The 17,271-nt window shown below is 37.8% G+C and carries 14 protein-coding genes, 2 tRNA genes and 1 pseudogene; 14 read left to right on the top strand and 3 right to left on the bottom strand.

Translation table 11 applies throughout. The features are described from left to right. Nucleotides 1-46 precede the first annotated feature (46 nt). From V7137_RS16105 to V7137_RS16065, 9 genes are all read left to right on the top strand, one after another. A tRNA-Leu gene (locus V7137_RS16105) sits at nt 47-128 on the top strand. A gap of 432 nt (nt 129-560) precedes the next feature. After that, nucleotides 561-634 (top strand) — tRNA-Gly (locus V7137_RS16100). A 91-nt stretch (nt 635-725) separates the two neighbouring features. Beyond that, nucleotides 726-1,856, top strand: a complete 1,131-nt coding sequence (gene queG, locus V7137_RS16095) for a tRNA epoxyqueuosine(34) reductase QueG (RefSeq protein WP_335699020.1) — start codon at nt 726-728, stop codon at nt 1,854-1,856. 87 nt (nt 1,857-1,943) lie between these two features. Further along, nucleotides 1,944-2,816: an amidase domain-containing protein gene (locus V7137_RS16090; protein WP_335699019.1), complete on the top strand. Its 873-nt coding sequence runs from the start codon at nt 1,944-1,946 to the stop codon at nt 2,814-2,816. A gap of 73 nt (nt 2,817-2,889) precedes the next feature. After that, nucleotides 2,890-3,363 (top strand): tRNA (uridine(34)/cytosine(34)/5-carboxymethylaminomethyluridine(34)-2'-O)-methyltransferase TrmL, encoded by a 474-nt coding sequence (trmL, locus tag V7137_RS16085; protein WP_335699018.1) that lies wholly within the window; start codon nt 2,890-2,892, stop codon nt 3,361-3,363. Between the two features lie 50 nt (nt 3,364-3,413). Further along, a complete protein-coding gene (nfsA, locus tag V7137_RS16080) occupies nt 3,414-4,163 on the top strand; it encodes an oxygen-insensitive NADPH nitroreductase (protein WP_335699017.1) in 750 nt (249 codons plus the stop codon). Between the two features lie 323 nt (nt 4,164-4,486). Further along, nucleotides 4,487-6,382, top strand: a complete 1,896-nt coding sequence (locus V7137_RS16075; protein WP_218351142.1) for a PrkA family serine protein kinase — start codon at nt 4,487-4,489, stop codon at nt 6,380-6,382. Between the two features lie 279 nt (nt 6,383-6,661). After that, nucleotides 6,662-7,828 carry a sporulation protein YhbH gene (gene yhbH / locus V7137_RS16070; protein ID WP_218351141.1) on the top strand — a complete coding sequence of 389 codons (1,167 nt, stop codon included), beginning with the start codon at nt 6,662-6,664 and terminating at the stop codon, nt 7,826-7,828. Between the two features lie 301 nt (nt 7,829-8,129). Next, a complete protein-coding gene (locus V7137_RS16065) occupies nt 8,130-8,771 on the top strand; it encodes a copper homeostasis protein CutC (protein ID WP_335699016.1) in 642 nt (213 codons plus the stop codon). A 109-nt stretch (nt 8,772-8,880) separates the two neighbouring features. Here V7137_RS16065 and V7137_RS16060 read toward each other — a convergent pair whose 3' ends face one another. Next, nucleotides 8,881-9,309: a PTS sugar transporter subunit IIA gene (locus V7137_RS16060; RefSeq protein ID WP_335699023.1), complete on the bottom strand. Its 429-nt coding sequence runs from the start codon at nt 9,307-9,309 to the stop codon at nt 8,881-8,883. A 114-nt stretch (nt 9,310-9,423) separates the two neighbouring features. Beyond that, nucleotides 9,424-10,863: pseudogene (nagE, locus tag V7137_RS16055) on the bottom strand (N-acetylglucosamine-specific PTS transporter subunit IIBC); the annotation flags it as partial. A 304-nt stretch (nt 10,864-11,167) separates the two neighbouring features. Here nagE and nagA point away from each other — a divergent pair. The 5 genes from nagA to V7137_RS16030 all read left to right on the top strand — a co-directional run bounded on the left by nagA (nt 11,168) and on the right by V7137_RS16030 (nt 15,820). Beyond that, entirely contained in the window at nt 11,168-12,376 is a 1,209-nt protein-coding gene (nagA, locus tag V7137_RS16050) for an N-acetylglucosamine-6-phosphate deacetylase (protein ID WP_335699015.1), read from the top strand. After that, entirely contained in the window at nt 12,363-13,100 is a 738-nt protein-coding gene (gene nagB / locus V7137_RS16045) for a glucosamine-6-phosphate deaminase (protein ID WP_335699014.1), read from the top strand. The genes nagA and nagB overlap by 14 nt, the downstream gene beginning before the upstream one ends. A 72-nt stretch (nt 13,101-13,172) precedes the next feature. Then, nucleotides 13,173-13,895, top strand: a complete 723-nt coding sequence (locus V7137_RS16040) for a GntR family transcriptional regulator (protein ID WP_335699013.1) — start codon at nt 13,173-13,175, stop codon at nt 13,893-13,895. A gap of 26 nt (nt 13,896-13,921) precedes the next feature. After that, a complete protein-coding gene (locus V7137_RS16035; protein ID WP_335699012.1) occupies nt 13,922-14,659 on the top strand; it encodes an SIS domain-containing protein in 738 nt (245 codons plus the stop codon). Between the two features lie 171 nt (nt 14,660-14,830). Then, nucleotides 14,831-15,820, top strand: coding sequence for a CAP domain-containing protein (locus V7137_RS16030; protein WP_335699011.1), 990 nt, complete (start codon nt 14,831-14,833; stop codon nt 15,818-15,820). A gap of 50 nt (nt 15,821-15,870) precedes the next feature. On the opposite strand, the gene V7137_RS16025 is transcribed toward V7137_RS16030, so the two are convergent. Then, nucleotides 15,871-16,731, bottom strand: coding sequence for a HAMP domain-containing sensor histidine kinase (locus tag V7137_RS16025; protein WP_335699010.1), 861 nt, complete (start codon nt 16,729-16,731; stop codon nt 15,871-15,873). Nucleotides 16,732-17,271: the final 540 nt, after the last annotated feature.

The following is a 17,271-nucleotide window of genomic DNA, read 5'->3' as shown; positions in this document are numbered from 1 at the left end:
TCGATTCCGGTCCTCGGCATTGCTTTATCAAAACATTTTAATACGCGCCGGTGTGGCGGAATTGGCAGACGCGCACGACTCAAAATCGTGTTCCTTCTGGAGTGTCGGTTCGACCCCGACCACCGGTATCAAATTGTTTTAAAAAAATTGCTCATAATTTAATGAGCAATTTTTTTTTGACTAAAGTTTATGCAACTCATTACTAAAAGAGTGTTGATTCTTAAATTCGCCCATAAATAACCGAGATTCGCTCGTAGAGCGTAATAATTCGCTCATTGAAGGGGAAAGTGATTAAACAAGCATAAAAAATGAATCGTCCCCTAAAAAAAATGCAGATATCGGTAACCAATAAGCACAAGTAAGCAGATAGTGTCCATTCTAAGAGAGTAACCAATCTATATCTTTTTGAATATACTGCAAAACATTATATTTTGTTTCTAATTCGACCAATAGAAGTATATTCGACAAAATTTGCATTTTACCCTTGACTATAGTAAAAATAGTGTGTATCATAATAAAGGTCAGTTGATGATAAAAATTATTCATCAATTGAAAAAAATGCGGGTGTAGTTTACTGGTAAAACCTCAGCCTTCCAAGCTGATGTAGTGGGTTCGATTCCCATCACCCGCTCCATACATATTAACTAACGCAGTATATCGTTACATAAGAGAACGATACATTGCGTTTTTTTCTATTTAATCAACCAGGAAGGGGGGCTCGCTCTATGGACATTAAAACACTAAAAGAAGAAGTAATTGCTTATAGTAAGGAAATCGGAATCGATAAAATTGGTTTCACAACAGCTGACACGTTTACTGAATTAAAAAATCGGCTTATAAGGCAGCAGGAACTAAGCTACCAATCAGGATTTGAAGAGCCAGATATAGAGAAACGAGCCACCCCTTCTTTATTACTAGAGGAACCTCGTTCGATCATTTCCATTGCAGTTGCTTACCCTTCCAAAATGAAGAACCGTGTCGAAAGCAAACAGGGTGAAAGAAGAGGCATTTTCAGCAGGGCCTCATGGGGACTTGATTATCATCATGTTCTTAATGATAGGCTAAAAAAACTAGAGGAATTTCTCGCCACAAAGATGCCGGGAGCAAGGTTGAAATCGATGGTTGACACTGGTGAACTCTCAGATCGTGCGGTAGCAGAACGTGCTGGAATCGGTTGGAGTGGAAAAAACTGCTCGATCATTACACCAGAGTTTGGTTCATATGTGTATTTGGGTGAAATGATCACAAGTATTCCTTTTGAACCAGATACACCAATGGAAGATCAATGCGGATCATGTACAAAATGTTTGGATGCATGTCCAACAGGGGCACTGGTTCAAGGTGGACAAATTAATGCACAGAGCTGTATATCTTTTTTAACCCAAACCAAAACATTTATTCCAGACGAGTTTAGAGATAAGATTGGGAACCGGATCTATGGCTGTGATTCTTGCCAGACCGCATGTCCAGTTAACAAGGGGAAGAACTTTCATTTTCATGACGAACTTGAAGCGCAATCTGAAGTTGCTAAGCCCTTGTTAAAGCCAATCTTAAAATTAAGCAATCGGGAATTTAAAACTAAATTTGGCTATGTATCTGGTGCGTGGAGAGGGAAAAAGCCAATTCAACGGAATGCGATTATTGCACTTGCCCATTTTAAGGATGAAACTGCCATTCCAGATTTAGTCGATGTTCTAGAAAATGAAGCAAGTCCCGTTTCAAGAGGAACAGCTGCCTGGGCCCTAGGGAAAATTGGCGGTGAAACGGCTTTTGCGGCTTTAAAAAAAGCCCAAGAACATGAAATAGATTTGGAAGTCCAAAATGAAATAGAAAAGGGCTTACGTTTTTATAGTTAATAAATGGGCGAACTCACGTGGTTCGCTTATTTTTTTTGATTGAAACCCTGTCTTCTCTCATATGTATGAAAGAAAGGGGTGGAGAAGATGCTTCAGTTAATACAAGAGTTATTTGAAAAGAGAGTAAGCCAATTTGTTTCCGATAATAGAACTCATAAAGTATTTTTTCCAAAGGCTGATAAAAAGCAAAGTGCTTTATCAAACAGGTCAGCAGAAATTGTAAAAGTTAAAGCCTCAGGCAGGATACTAGAAACGAATAAAGAGGAAGAATTTCAAACGGTAAAATACCAGGCCCATTATCAATACTTAATTAAGCAAAAGGCATTGCTTTATATGGAAGAAGAGGTTGAAGAAAGATTAGCAAAGTTTTATAAAGGGGCTTTAGTGATGGATGAGGAAATTAACCCCTATGAACCTCAAGATATGTATCAGCAGCCAACCGACCTTGTTTTAGAGGACAAGGACGAACGATTGAGCTATCAGTACAATCGCTTAAAGGCTGTGCAATATGCGGAACGGTGGTGGAATAGCTATAATCCTGCTTATAAAAAATTTGTAAATGATTGCACCAATTTTATCTCTCAATGCCTTCATAGTGGCGGGGCACCTATGAGAGGTTATCCTAATAAGGGAGGAGGCTGGTGGCTCCAAAATCATAATTGGAGCTATAGCTGGGCAGTGGCAAATTCACTAAAGAGCTACTTGGCTAATTCAAAAAGTGGTTTACAGGCAAGGCAAGTGAGCAGCCCTGATCAATTGTTATTGGGAGATGTTATTTGCTACGATTTTGAAGGGGATGGAAGATTTAATCATAATACGATTGTGACTGGTAAGGACGCATACGGGATGCCGTTAGTTAATGCCCATACGTATAATAGTAGAATGAGGTATTGGGCATATGAGGATTCATCTGCCTATACCCCTAAAATTAAATATAAGTTTTTTTCGATAATCGACTAAAGAGGCTTAATTATTGAAAGGATATATCATAATGGTATAATGGCATGTAGAGTTTTTACCCGAGGTGAGTTCCATGTCAATTAATGTAGTCTTATATCAACCGCAGATCCCTTCCAATACAGGAAATATAGCAAGAACCTGTGCAGGAACAGATACAAATTTACATTTAATCCGTCCATTAGGTTTTTCCACAGATGACAAAATGCTAAAAAGAGCTGGCCTTGATTATTGGCAATACGTTAACATTTTCTATTATGATTCTCTGGATGAATTTTATGAAAAGAATGCAGGCGGTGAATTTTTTTACATTACCAAATTTGGTCAAAAGCCTTTTAGCAGTTTTGATTATAGTAATTCAAGTAAGGATTATTATTTTATCTTTGGGCGTGAAACGACCGGTCTGCCGAAAGAGGTCATTGAAGCAAATAAGGAAGTTAGCTTACGGATTCCTATGAACGATAATATTCGTTCTCTGAATCTGTCCAATACAGCGTCTATTCTTATCTATGAAGCGCTGCGACAGCAAGACTATGCTCATTTAAAATAATCAAGGGGGTCCTAGCGGGCCTCCTTTTGATTAATGAAAGGAAGTTTGTCATGAATGAAGTTATCGAAACTATATTAAATCACCGCTCTCTTCGTCATTTTGAGGACAAGCAGCTAACAGACGAACAAATCAAAAAAATCATTACTTGTGCTCAATCTGCAGCTACCTCCAGTTTTATTCAGGCCTATTCTATTATTGGAGTTAAGGACAAAGAGAAGAAGAAAAAATTAGCCGAAATTGCAGGAAATCAGGAATATGTTGAAAAAAACGGTCACTTTTTTGTTTTTTGTGCAGATCTATACCGCCATACTATTATTGGAGAACAGGAACACATAAATGTCGCTCCTTCGATTGAAAGCACGGAAAAGTTCATGGTAGCCCTTATTGATGCATCTTTAGCAGCACAAAATGCAGCGATAGCAGCAGAATCAATGGGCTTAGGAATATGTTACATAGGTGGAATTCGGAATAATCTCGAGGAAGTAAAAAAGATTTTGAAAACACCGGAGCGGGTAATACCATTGTTTGGACTAGCTGTTGGTTTTCCAACCAAACTAAATGAAAAAAAACCGAGGTTACCGTATGAACATGTTTATCATGAGGATGAATACGAACAAGATATGGGGGTTTACGTTAGTCAGCTTCAAAAATATGATACCTTGATTTCAAGCTACTATGACGAGCGGACAGGCGGAAAAAGAAACGACCGCTGGACGGAACAAATGGCTATTATGCTTGATAGAAAGAGTAGAATGTATATGAAGGAATTTATTCAAAAAAATAAACTTGATCTTCATTAAAAAAAGCTGCCAATTGGCAGCTTTTATTTTGTAGAACCTGGTTTGTCATTATAACCTGATGTGAAGATTGCTGCTAAGAACGTGGCCATGACTAAACAAACGATGAACGTGTTCATATTTATGTAATCCTCCTTCGTCATACATTTTTCAATTTTATCACACATATAGTCTTATTATAGCCTATCTTAAAAAAATGAAAAGAGGAAGATTCTTTTGTTGAAACAAAAAAGATAGACGCTAACTCGCAATGGGTACGCATGTTCAAAAGCATATGAGCATAAAGTATATTAATCGTCTCTGATTAACCTACGGGGGAGGGCCTTATGGATATTCTAAAAAAAATCGAGATGTATCGCGAAGAGGAAGAAAAGCTACGTTGGGAAGGGTCATTCGCAGATTATTTACAATTGTTGAAAGAGAAGCCATGGGTTGCACAGTCGGCACATTCACGAGTTTATAATATGCTTAAGGATGCAGGAATTACTGAAGAAAAGGGGACGAAAAAGTACGAATTCTTTAGTAATCAATTATTTGGTTTAGAGGAATCGCTGGAGCGGCTTGTTGAAGAATACTTCCATCCTGCTGCAAAAAGGCTGGATGTAAGGAAGCGTATTTTATTATTAATGGGTCCTGTTAGCGGCGGGAAGTCGACCCTTGTTACTATGTTAAAAAGGGGGCTCGAAGCTTACTCACTCACTGATCGAGGCTCTGTATTTGCCATTAAAGGATGCCCGATGCATGAGGATCCACTCCATTTAATCCCACATCATTTGCGGAAGGATTTCTATGATGAGTATGGAATCCGGATCGAAGGCAATCTTTCACCACTGAATATGATGCGTTTAGAACAGGAGTATGGTGGACGAATTGAAGATGTACTCGTTGAAAGAATCTTCTTTTCCGAAGATAAACGAACTGGAATTGGTACATTCAGCCCATCCGATCCAAAATCACAGGATATTGCCGATTTAACAGGAAGTATTGATTTTTCAACGATTGCGGAATTTGGTTCCGAATCAGATCCACGTGCCTATCGTTTTGATGGTGAACTTAATAAAGCTAACCGAGGAATGATGGAGTTCCAGGAGATGTTAAAGTGTGATGAGAAATTCTTGTGGCACTTGCTGTCTCTTACCCAAGAAGGGAATTTTAAAGCAGGCCGTTTTGCCCTAATAAGTGCTGATGAGCTGATCGTGGCGCACACGAACGAAACGGAGTACCGATCCTTTATCTCCAATAAGAAGAATGAAGCACTCCATTCACGGATTATTGTCATGCCAATACCGTATAACTTAAAGGTGTCACAAGAAGAAAGAATTTATGAAAAAATGATCAATGAAAGTGATGTTTCAGATGTTCACATCGCCCCGCATACGTTAAAGGTAGCTGCGATGTTTACGATTCTTACACGTTTAAAGGAACCGAAGAAAGGCGATATTGATTTACTTAAGAAAATGCGCCTTTATGATGGGGAAAGTGTGGAAGGCTTTAATACAGCGGATGTGGATGAACTTAAGAAGGAATATCCAGACGAGGGTATGAGTGGTATTGATCCTCGTTATGTAATTAATCGAATATCATCAACAATTATTCGAAAAGAAATTCCATCGATTAATGCACTGGATGTATTAAGATCATTAAAAGATGGGCTCGATCAACACCCTTCCATCACTGCTGAGTTACGAGAACGTTATATGAATTATATCTCCTTAGCTCGGAAAGAGTATGATAATATTGCCAAGAAGGAAGTCCAAAAAGCATTTGTGTATTCGTACGAAGAATCGGCGAAAACGTTAATGGACAATTATCTTGATAATGTTGAGGCCTATTGCAATAAATCGAAACTCCGTGATCCACTCACTGGAGAGGAAATCAATCCAGATGAGAAGTTGATGCGTTCCATTGAAGAACAAATTGGTATCTCTGAAAATGCGAAAAAGGCCTTTAGAGAGGAAGTCCTCATTCGAATTTCGGCCTTTGCGAGAAAAGGGAAACGATTTGACTATAATTCTCATGATCGTCTTCGTGAAGCCATTCAAAAGAAATTGTTTGCTGATTTAAAGGATGTAGTGAAAATTACTACCTCTTCAAAAACCCCAGATGAACAGCAGCTAAAGAAGATCAATAATGTAGTGGCAAGACTAGTGGATGAACACGGCTATAATACAACGTCAGCTAATGAATTACTTCGTTATGTAGGAAGTCTATTAAATAGATAGGTTGGGTTTAAAATAGCAGGGACTGGCAGAAGGAAATCTGTCAGTCTATTTTTTTCCTTATTCAAGTTCGCAAAAGACTTGTTGGTCCCATTTTGCTACTTTGTCCAATTTCTTAGGCGAATGCGTAATTGTCAAAATAATTTGTAAATTATTCTTTACTCCTGCATAGGATAGAGTAATCCATATTTATCTTAATATTTTTTCACTCGCGTTATAATATGTATTTGATGAAAATTTGTGCATTTTGGAAACTAATAAATTAATAAGGAGGGGTTTACATTGTCAACTAACAACCATCAATTTATCATTTCAAGAGAAGATTGGTCCCTCCACCGAAAAGGCCACGATGACCAGCAGCGGCATCAGGAAAAAGTCCAGGAGGCAATTCGCAACAATCTTCCAGACTTAATTACAGAAGAAAGCATAATTATGTCTAATGGTCGAGATGTCGTAAAAATTCCAATTCGTTCATTGGACGAATATAAAATCCGTTATAATTATGACAAAAACAAACACGTGGGCCAGGGTGATGGTGACAGTCAAGTAGGTGATGTAGTAGCACGTGATGGCTCCAGCGGGCAAAAGGGACCTGGGAAAGGCCAAGGAGCTGGAGACCAAGCAGGAGAAGATTATTTTGAGGCGGAAGTATCATTAATGGAGTTGGAGGAAGCATTATTTAAACAATTAGAGCTTCCAAATTTAAAAAGAAAAGAAGAACAAGAACATCTCGTTGAAAACATTGAATTCAATGATATTCGGAAAACAGGTTTGATGGGGAATATTGATAAGAAACGGACGATGATGTCAGCTTTTAAAAGGAATGCGATGAGTGGGAAGCCTGCGTTCCATCCTATTTACAAGGATGATTTAAAATTTAAGACTTGGAATGAAGTAATCAAACCAGATTCTAAAGCAGTTGTTATTGCTATGATGGATACGAGTGGCTCAATGGGGATCTGGGAAAAGTATATGGCGCGCAGCTTTTTCTTCTGGATGACTCGCTTTTTAAGAACTAAATATGAAACAGTTGAAATTGAATTTATTGCCCACCATACTGAAGCTAAAGTAGTTTCAGAGGAAGACTTCTTTTCCAAGGGTGAAAGTGGTGGAACCATTTGTTCATCCGCATACCGGAAAGCACTCGAAATCATTGATGCCAAATATAATCCACGAAAGTTCAACATCTATCCATTCCACTTTTCAGACGGTGATAATCTCACATCGGATAATGCGCGTTGTGTGAAGCTTGTAGAGGAATTAATGAAGGTGTCCAATATGTTCGGTTATGGAGAGGTAAATCAATATAACCGTCATTCCACTCTAATGTCCGCCTATAAAAACATTAAAGAAGATCAATTTCGCTACTATATTCTAAAACAAAAAGCAGATGTCTTTCATGCGATGAAAAGCTTTTTCCAACAAGAAGAGTCAAAATTATTTGCATAACAAAAACGACTGGTGTCAGGCACCAGTCGTTTTTCAATTTATTATTTGTATCTCCCTTTTGTCCATTCCGCTGAGGCTTATATGAAAATAAGTGTACAAACTATAGCATACATACTCACCAATTTCTCTGGCTTAGCAGCCAAGCCAATTGCCAGTTATTTGAGGACCGAGCGATAGGGGAAAGTAGGGAAGGTTAATGAATGGTTTTTTCTTGTATAATGAATCTGCAAGAAAACAGGAGATTTGATTTGCGAAGTGTTCAGAGAGTATTCTTTGAGTTGTATCTGAAAGGTGGGTGTATATGCTAAAAGAAGTTTGTGTAGAGAATTTTACATTGGTTCCAATGGCTATTGAAAAGGGGGGACACCGGATTGAGCTTTGTGACAACCTATCTGTCGGAGGCACTACTGTTAGTCACGGGGTAGCAGCAAAAACCATTTCATATTGTCACTCCAAAAATACGAAGGTAATGACCATGGTTAGACCCAGAGGCGGTAATTTTATTTTTACTAAAGAAGAAATAGAGATTATGCAAACTGATATTGCTCATTTCAAACAGTTAGGGACAGATGGAGTGGTGATTGGATGCTTAAATGATTCTGATTGGATTGATGAGGATGCCATGCTTAAACTGCTAGAATCTGCAAAAGGGCTGGATGTAACCTTTCACATGGCATTTGATCAGATAAAAAATAACTATCAGTTTGAAGCTATTGATTGGCTTGTGAAACATCGAGTGAATCGAATTTTAACACACGGAGGACCAAGTTCTAAATCAATCGAAGACAACCTTAGCCGTTTGAAGGAATTAGTGGATTTTGCGGCTGACCAAATTATTATTCTTCCAGGCGGGGGAATTACTGACAAAAACCTAAATCATATCGCAAGCATGTTAAATATTAGTGAAGTTCACGGGACAAAAATTGTGGGTGAGCTTTGTTAATTTGCTGGGCCAAAAACACAAGTTCATTAGGGGTTGAAAATCGCTGAATTGATATTTAATCAATAAAATAAAAAATCGACAGGTGCCTGGCACCTGCCGATTTTTATTGTTATTCAATTGTTAGGATTCCGTCTTGACCTTGGGCTGAGTGTCCTTGTTTCTTTACATTTAATTTTGTTAAGTTTGTAAAGATAACTGGTGTAATAGCTGATGGGACTGATTTCTTAATGAATTCTAGATCAAAGTTCAAGATTTCTTGACCTTTAGTTATCTGCTGTCCTTCTTTTACAAGAACATTGAAGCCTTCACCTTTTAAATTGACGGTATCCAAGCCAATATGAATAAGGATTTCATAGCCTTGCTTTGATTTAATTCCGATTGCATGCTTAGTAGGGAAAACATTCATGATTTCGCCGTCCACTGGTGAAACGACCGTACCTTTAGTTGGTATAATTCCAAAACCTTCTCCCATCATTTTTTGTGAGAAAACTTGGTCTGGCACTTCAGTAATCGGGATAATTTCCCCTTCGATTGGCATAACAAAATCTTTTTCAGAAAGTGGTGAGAGTACATTTGTTTCAATCGGAGCAGCTGCCACTTTATGTGCTAAATCCGAATTAATTTCAGTCTTATCACTTCTCTTCGGCCCATTACGAAGTTTTATAATTTCGTCTGCTACAAATTGTACATTGGTTCCGACAATCACTTGAATGCTTTGCTTCCCAACGATATTGATGCCAGGTACACCAGTCGCTTTAATTTTTTGTTGGTCGACTGCATTCATGTCTTTAACTTCCATTCTTAAGCGCGTTACACAATTGTCTACAGAAGTAACATTTGCGTTTCCGCCTAGTCCTTCATATATCTGTGCGGCCATTGCGGCAAATTTGCTTTCACCTGCTGCAACGACAACCTCAGAAGTCTCATCATCATCATCTTCTTCACGTCCAGGAGTCATTAAGTTGAATTTTGTAATGATGAATCTGAATAAGAAATAATAGATTACAGCAAACACTAGGCCTTGAACTATTAACATGTAAGGCTGGTTTGCCATCGGCAATCTTGAACTTAAAACAAAGTCTACTAAACCGGCACTAAAACCAAATCCTGCTGTCCAATGGAATGCAGCTGCGATCGCTAATGAAATACCTGTTAAAACCGCATGCACCAAATAAAGCATTGGCGCTACAAACATAAATGCAAATTCCAATGGTTCTGTTACACCAGTAAAGAATGCAGCGAAACCGGCTGCCAGCATTAAGGATGCTACTTGCTTTTTCTTTTTTGTTTTAGCTGTATGATACATTGCCAGCCCTGCAGCTGGTAAACCAAACATCATGATAGGGAAGAAGCCAGCTTGATACATTCCTGTGACTCCCTTTACACCCTTTCCAGACCAGAAATTCCCAATATCATCGATTCCTGCAACATTAAACCAGAACACAGCGTTTAAAGCATGGTGTAGACCTGTTGGAATTAGAAGTCGATTGAAGAAACCGAATAACCCAGCGCCAATGGCACCTAATCCACTTATCCCTTTACCAAAAGAAACTAATCCTGTAAAAATAGGCGGCCAAATAAAGAATAATACTGCAGAAACGACTAACATCGAAACCGCTGTCATAATTGGAACGAGTCGTTTTCCGCTAAAGAATGCTAACGCATCCGGAAGTTTCACATGACTAAATCGATTGTACATCATTGATGCGACTATCCCCGAAATAATACCAACGAAGGCATTTCCGATTTTTCCAAACGCAGGATCTACTTCTTCTGGTTTAATTCCTTGCAGCAATGCCACTGATCCTGTTGAAAGCAAGGTTGTTACAACCAGGTAAGCTACTAGACCACTTAACGCAGATGAACCATCTTTTTCTTTCGCCATCCCTAGTGCTACCCCAACAGCAAATAAGAAAGGGATATTATCAATAATTGATGAACCAGCTTTAATTAGGAAAGCAGCGAGTGGACTATCCGCCCCCCAACCTGTAGGGTCGATCCAATAACCAATACCCATCAAAATGGCTGCAGCCGGTAAAACAGCTACAGGTAACATCAATGAACGACCAATTCTTTGTAAATATTTCTTCATCTTATTACCCCCTATAAAGTTTAAAAAAATTAACTATAAATGAATTATTTCATCAAAACAATAGATGCTGGGTGTAAGCGCTTTTCTGTTTTTAACTATAGCACTAAGTATTTATAGATGTCTATACCAATTTTATCAATTTAATAACAATTCGATTCTTCAAATGAATGGAAATACTAGCGTGCCATAGGATTGAGCCAAAGATGGTATTTTATTCATATTTTTTCAAATAAAGAAATTGGTATAGACAACTAGATAATGGTGATGCTAAGATTAAGATATAACCTGAAAGGAAGTATCTAAGATGATACCAAACGATAATCATATTTTACTTAAGGGTGTACGGGTTTATTCAGAAGAACAAATAATTGAAGATGGATATATAAAAATAAAAAATCAAAAAATCATCGAGATGGGTTCATCAAACGAGCTATCTAATAAAGACAGCTTTAATGTGATTGAAATTCCTGCCCATTTTAATGCAGTTCCAGGTTTTGTCGATGTTCATATCCACGGTGTGGCTGGTGCCGACACAATGGATGCCACCAAGGAAGCACTAGACACAATGGTAGCAGCATTGCCTAAAGAAGGAACTACTAGCTTTTTAGCCACTACGATGACTCAAGAAGGAAAACAAATTGAAAATGCCTTAATAAATGCCGGGAAGTACATCAAAGAGCAGCAAGCTCAAGGAAAATCTGAAATACTTGGCATTCATCTCGAAGGACCGTTTGTGAATGCTAAAATGGCAGGAGCGCAGCCGATTCAACATATAATTGATCCTGATCTTTCTTTAATTAGAGAATGGCAAAAGCTGTCCAATGAAACAATTAAGCTTGTCACTCTGGCTCCTGAAAGACCGAGTGGATTAGAAATGATACGATATTTAAAGGAAAATGGAATTGTTGCATCCATTGGCCATACTGATGCAACATATGAACAAGTGGGGGAAGCCATTGAGGCAGGTGCAAACCACGTTACCCATCTTTTTAATCAAATGAGGGGGCTTCATCACCGTGAACCCGGTGTAGTTGGGGCAGCATTTTTACGCGAAGAATTAAAAGCTGAAATTATCGTAGATGGGGTGCATGTTCGTCCAGAAATGGTAAATCTTGCATTCAAACAAAAGCTAAGTGATGGATTAATTTTAATAACCGACTCGATGCGGGCAAAATGTTTGAAAAATGGTATGTATGAACTTGGTGGCCAAGATGTAATCGTTAAAAATGGAAAAGCAGTCCTTGATGACGGAACCCTTGCTGGAAGTATTTTGGAAATGGGACATGCAGTAAAAAATATCATTTCTTACACGGGTTGTTCACTTGATGAAGCCATTGTGATGGCTTCAGTAAACCCAGCAAAGCAGTTGAATATTTATGATCGCAAAGGCAGTCTTGCTGTTGGAAAAGATGCTGACATTGTCATTTTAGATGACAAAATGGAAGTTTATATGACACTTTGCCGAGGAGCATTGGCTTTTAAAAGGGAGGAAATTCAAAATGAGGATTATTGAAGTAGAAGATTATCAGCAAATGAGTAATAGAGCAGCTGATTTTATTATAAAAAAGGTAGTTCAGAATCCAGGTATTAAACTTGGATTAGCAACAGGCGGGACCCCGATTGGGACATACAAAAGCCTAATCGAGGATCACCAAAAAAACGGGACATCTTATCAGAAGGTAAACACTTTTAATTTGGATGAGTACATTGGGTTATCAGGAGATCAGGAGAATAGCTACCGCTATTTTATGGATAACCAACTTTTTAATTATATTGATATTAATAAAGTTAAAACAAATATTCCAAGCGGCATTGCTGCTGATTATCAAGTAGAATGTAATCGTTATGAAGATTTAATTACTGAGCATGGTGGCATTGATTTGCAAATTCTCGGTATTGGCAGTAATGGGCATATTGGATTCAATGAACCAGGAACTTCCTTTGATTCTAAAACGCATATTGTAGAGTTAGCAGCATCAACCATTCAAGCAAATGCCAGATTTTTTAACAGGATTGAAGAAGTGCCTACTAAAGCTATTACGATGGGAATATCCACCATTATGAAAAGCAAAGAAATTCTTCTTTTGGTTTCTGGTGAAAAGAAAAGAGAAGCACTATTTAGACTTTTGAATGGTGAGATCAATGAAAGTTTTCCTGCATCAGTGTTGAAAAATCATCCTTGTGTTACAATTATCGCAGATAAGGTGGCAATAGCGGATTTAAAGGTTCAATGCTAAATGAGTATGGATATTCTCTTTCAACATTAAACCTTTGTGCCTATTTTAAGGAAAGGATGAAGTTGGAGGAAAATGATTAATAAGAATTCTCCCATTCCGATTTATTATCAAATTGAAGAATATATCAAGGAGTTAATTGAAAACGGTGAGTTGCTTCCTGGTGATTCTCTTCCACCAGAAAGAGAATATGCAGAAAAATATCAAATAAGCCGTATGACAGTTAGACAGGCCTTTACACAGTTAGTAAATGAGGGATATTTGTATCGCTTGCAAGGAAAGGGAACTTTCGTTGCTGAAAGAAAAATCGAACAGCCTCTGCAAGGATTAACAAGTTTCACTGAAGATATGAAAGCAAGGGGATTGGAACCAGGAAGCCAATTAATTCACTTTGAAATTATTCCCGCGACAAGACAACTAGCAGGTCAACTAATGATTTCTGAACATGGACCAGTATACGAGATCAAGCGGATTCGCATAGCTGATAGTGTCCCAATGGCCTTAGAAATTAATTATATATCAGCAAATCTCATTAAAGGACTTACAGAGCAAATAGTGAATAAATCCTTATACGAATTCATTGAAGAACAGTTAGACTTAAGAATCGATCGTGCTTCTCAGATCATTGAATCTTCAGTAGCAAATCAAAGTGAAGCCAATTATTTAAAAATCAACAAAGGTGCACCAGTTATGCTCATCCAAAGAAATACATTTCTAAAAGACAATACCCCTGTTGAATTCGTTAAATCTGTATATCGTGCTGATCGTTATAAATTTATGATTCAGATGAAACGCTGAAAACAAAACAAGGGAGGTTATGTAACATGTTCAATCTTTATTTTCATAAGCTGAAAGAATTATTAAGCTTAATCGAAAAAGATGAAAATGAAAACCTCAAAAAAGCAGCGGAAAAAGTCGCTCAGTGTATTCAAAAAGATGGAATCGTGCATGTTTTTGGCTGTGGACACTCTCATTTACTTGGGGAAGAACTTTTTTACAGAGCAGGCGGATTAGTGCCAATTAACCCAATCCTAATTGAAGATTTAATGCTTCATAAAGGTGCTGTTCGTTCATCCCAACTAGAACAAGAAAATGACTATGCAAAACAATTTATGGCGAATGTGAAGATTCAACCTCAAGATGTTGTCATTGTTGCATCAACTTCTGGCAGGAACCCCGTGCCCATTGATGTTGCTGAGATTTCTAAAAATAAAGGTGCCTTTGTCATATGTATCACATCGTACGTTTATACAAAAGCAGTGGAGTCAAGACATAAAAGTGGTAAATTTTTGTATCATACAGCTGACCTTTCCATTGATAATCATATTTTGGTTGGGGATACCTTGATGGAGCACGAGTCCCTAGGTGTAAATTTTGGTTCAGGCTCAACGGTAATTGGGACAGCAATTGTTAATGGAATAATGGTTGAAGCAGTCAGCATAATGATTGAAAAGAACTTCGAACCGCCTATCTTTAAAAGTGGCAATGCGGATGGTGCAACAGAACATAATCGAGAACTTATTAACAAATATAAAAACCGTATTCCGATGTTGGAAAATTGAACCTTGTTAGAAAAACCGACAATTGTTTTCGTTGGTTTTTTTTGTGGAAAAAAAGAATGATCTGCGCCATTCATTAGTTAAGAACCGTTACGTTTATTTTCCATCAATACTTTCTTTGAAAAACATTAAAACTAAACATGTAACAAGATTTTTCAAGAGGGGGTATTTCGATTGATAAGAAAACCAATGGGATTACTTTTTACAGCGGTCTTAACAATGGGGCTTGCTGCATGTAATAACAATGACAATAAAGACGTAAATGACCAGACATCAAATCGTATAGGGATGAACAATACCAGAAACACTACTCCTTATATGGATGTCCGTAATGGCAGAGATGATGGGATTGACCACAATGGTCCATTAACGGAGGATTACACGAACACTAATAACAGTCAATCAGATCTAGATGTAAATCTGTACAATACTAAACGGAAAAATAAGAAATATTATTACAATAATGATGATATGATATCTGCCTATCAAACATCATTAGACAGTAATCAATATCCTCATACAAGAGCGGTATTAGTTAGAGATGCTAAATATCAGTATATTACGATCGACCCTAGAAATTGGACGCTTCAGCAAATACAACCGTATATCCAGCAACAAAGACCGACTGGACAGGCGCCAGCTCAACAACCAGTACCAAATCAGCCGTCTGCGCCAATTCAACAACCAGCACCAAAACAAACAACACCAGCACCAGCACCAGCACCGGCACCAGCACCAGCACCAAAACAGCCGGCTCAAACTCAAAATGCTCCAACTTCAGGAACTGTTAGTCAATACGTTCAGCAAGTTATTGACCTAACTAATGCACAACGAAGTAAAAATGGACTTCCAGCTTTAAAATCGGACACGCAACTAAATGGAGTGGCTCAGAAAAAATCACTGGATATGCAGCAAAAAAATTATTTTTCACACACAAGCCCAACTTATGGATCTCCGTTCGACATGATGAGAGACTTTGGTGTGACGTATAAATCCGCAGGTGAAAATATTGCTCAAGGACAACGTACTCCACAAGAAGTAGTAACTGCTTGGATGAATAGTGAAGGCCATCGTAAAAATATCCTAAGTTCCAATTTTACTCATATTGGAGTAGGATATGAAGCTACAGGCAAACACTGGACACAAATGTTTATAGGCAAATAAAGGAATGAAGAAAAAAACCGACAGGCTATTTCTCCTGTCGGTTTTTTAATTTATATGTGTGAAATGGTTGGAAATTTAAAATGGAAAGTGGTTCCTACTCCGACTTCACTTTCTGCCCAAACCGCTCCTTCCATAGCACGTGCAATGCTATAGACAACCATCATGCCTAAACCTGTTCCATTTTTTCCTTTTGTTGAGTAAAATGGTTCCCCTAATCGCTCAAGTTGTTCTTCTGTCATTCCAATACCAGTATCTTTAACACTTATTGTCACATAGTTTTGACTAAATTCAGTGATAATTGTTAAATATCCGCCATTAGGCATTGCTTCAATCGCATTTTTCATAACATTCACAAAGCATTGACGAAACTTCTGTCCGTCTCCTTTAATAAATCCAATGACGGAAAAATCAGTTATGATCTCTACTGAATTTTGATTAGCTAAAGGCTGCAGAATATTGATTATTTGACGTAGTTCACTTTTTACATTAAGTTCCTCTAGTTCTTCCAAGGATGGCTTTGCAAAAGTCAGATAATCTTGAATAACACGTTCAGCGGAAATTAATTCTTCTTTCACAATTGATAAGTATTCTTTTCTTTTATGTCTTGAGAGGTAATCATCCTGAAGAAGTTGAACAAAGCCACTGGCAGCTGTTAATGGATTACGGATTTCGTGAGATATAGCTGCTCCCATTTGTTCAACAGCTTTTAATTTTTCAGCTTTAATTAGTTGCTGCTGCATTTCGTTATTCCTTTTAACAAATTCAATTCCATATGAGATGATGCTGATTCCAAGTGGGGGGATAAATAGGAATGCAATCCAAGCATCAAGCCAATACGCGTGGGTATTTCCAAAACTCATCCCAATGACTGTTATCACACCGAGGATCACACCGAAACAAACTGAAACCAAAATACGTCGTCCCGGTACTTGTCTTAAAAACCACGGGTATAATCGCCAAAATATGACTCCGAGAGGTACATATAGCATAACTGTTTGAAAGAAGCCTAAATCAAAACCATAGAGGCCTCTTATTACTATAATTGCGACGGTAAGTATAGGCCCGATTCCGAGATAAAGGGCACCTATAACTAAAGGAATAATCCTTAAATCGTACCTGGCAAATGAAACCGGATTGTATGAGAATTGAATACATAACCATAGCATGGCAATAAAAAAGATTATTAGTGAGGATTTGGAAAAGGTGAATTTTTTTGTATAATCGAAAAAAATTAAGCACAAAAACAGTAATATGATAAAAAGTGAGAGGTCTAAAAAAAGATGTTTCGTTATTTCCATTAACTTCACCATCCAAAAAGGGCTGATAGGGAAATTTTACATGTATTTTCCACATTACACAACAAAATTCGCACAATTTTGAAAAAAGAAAGAAGTATTTTATTAATAGGCTATGTTATAGCTTATTATTGATTTTGGCACCCTGTTGATTGG

Origin of the sequence: Neobacillus drentensis, assembly GCF_036962765.1 — a bacterium.
Taxonomy (GTDB): domain Bacteria; phylum Bacillota; class Bacilli; order Bacillales; family Cytobacillaceae; genus Neobacillus; species Neobacillus drentensis_C.
Note: the sequence above shows the minus strand (reverse complement) of the source record. Positions and strands in the feature narration are given on the sequence as shown.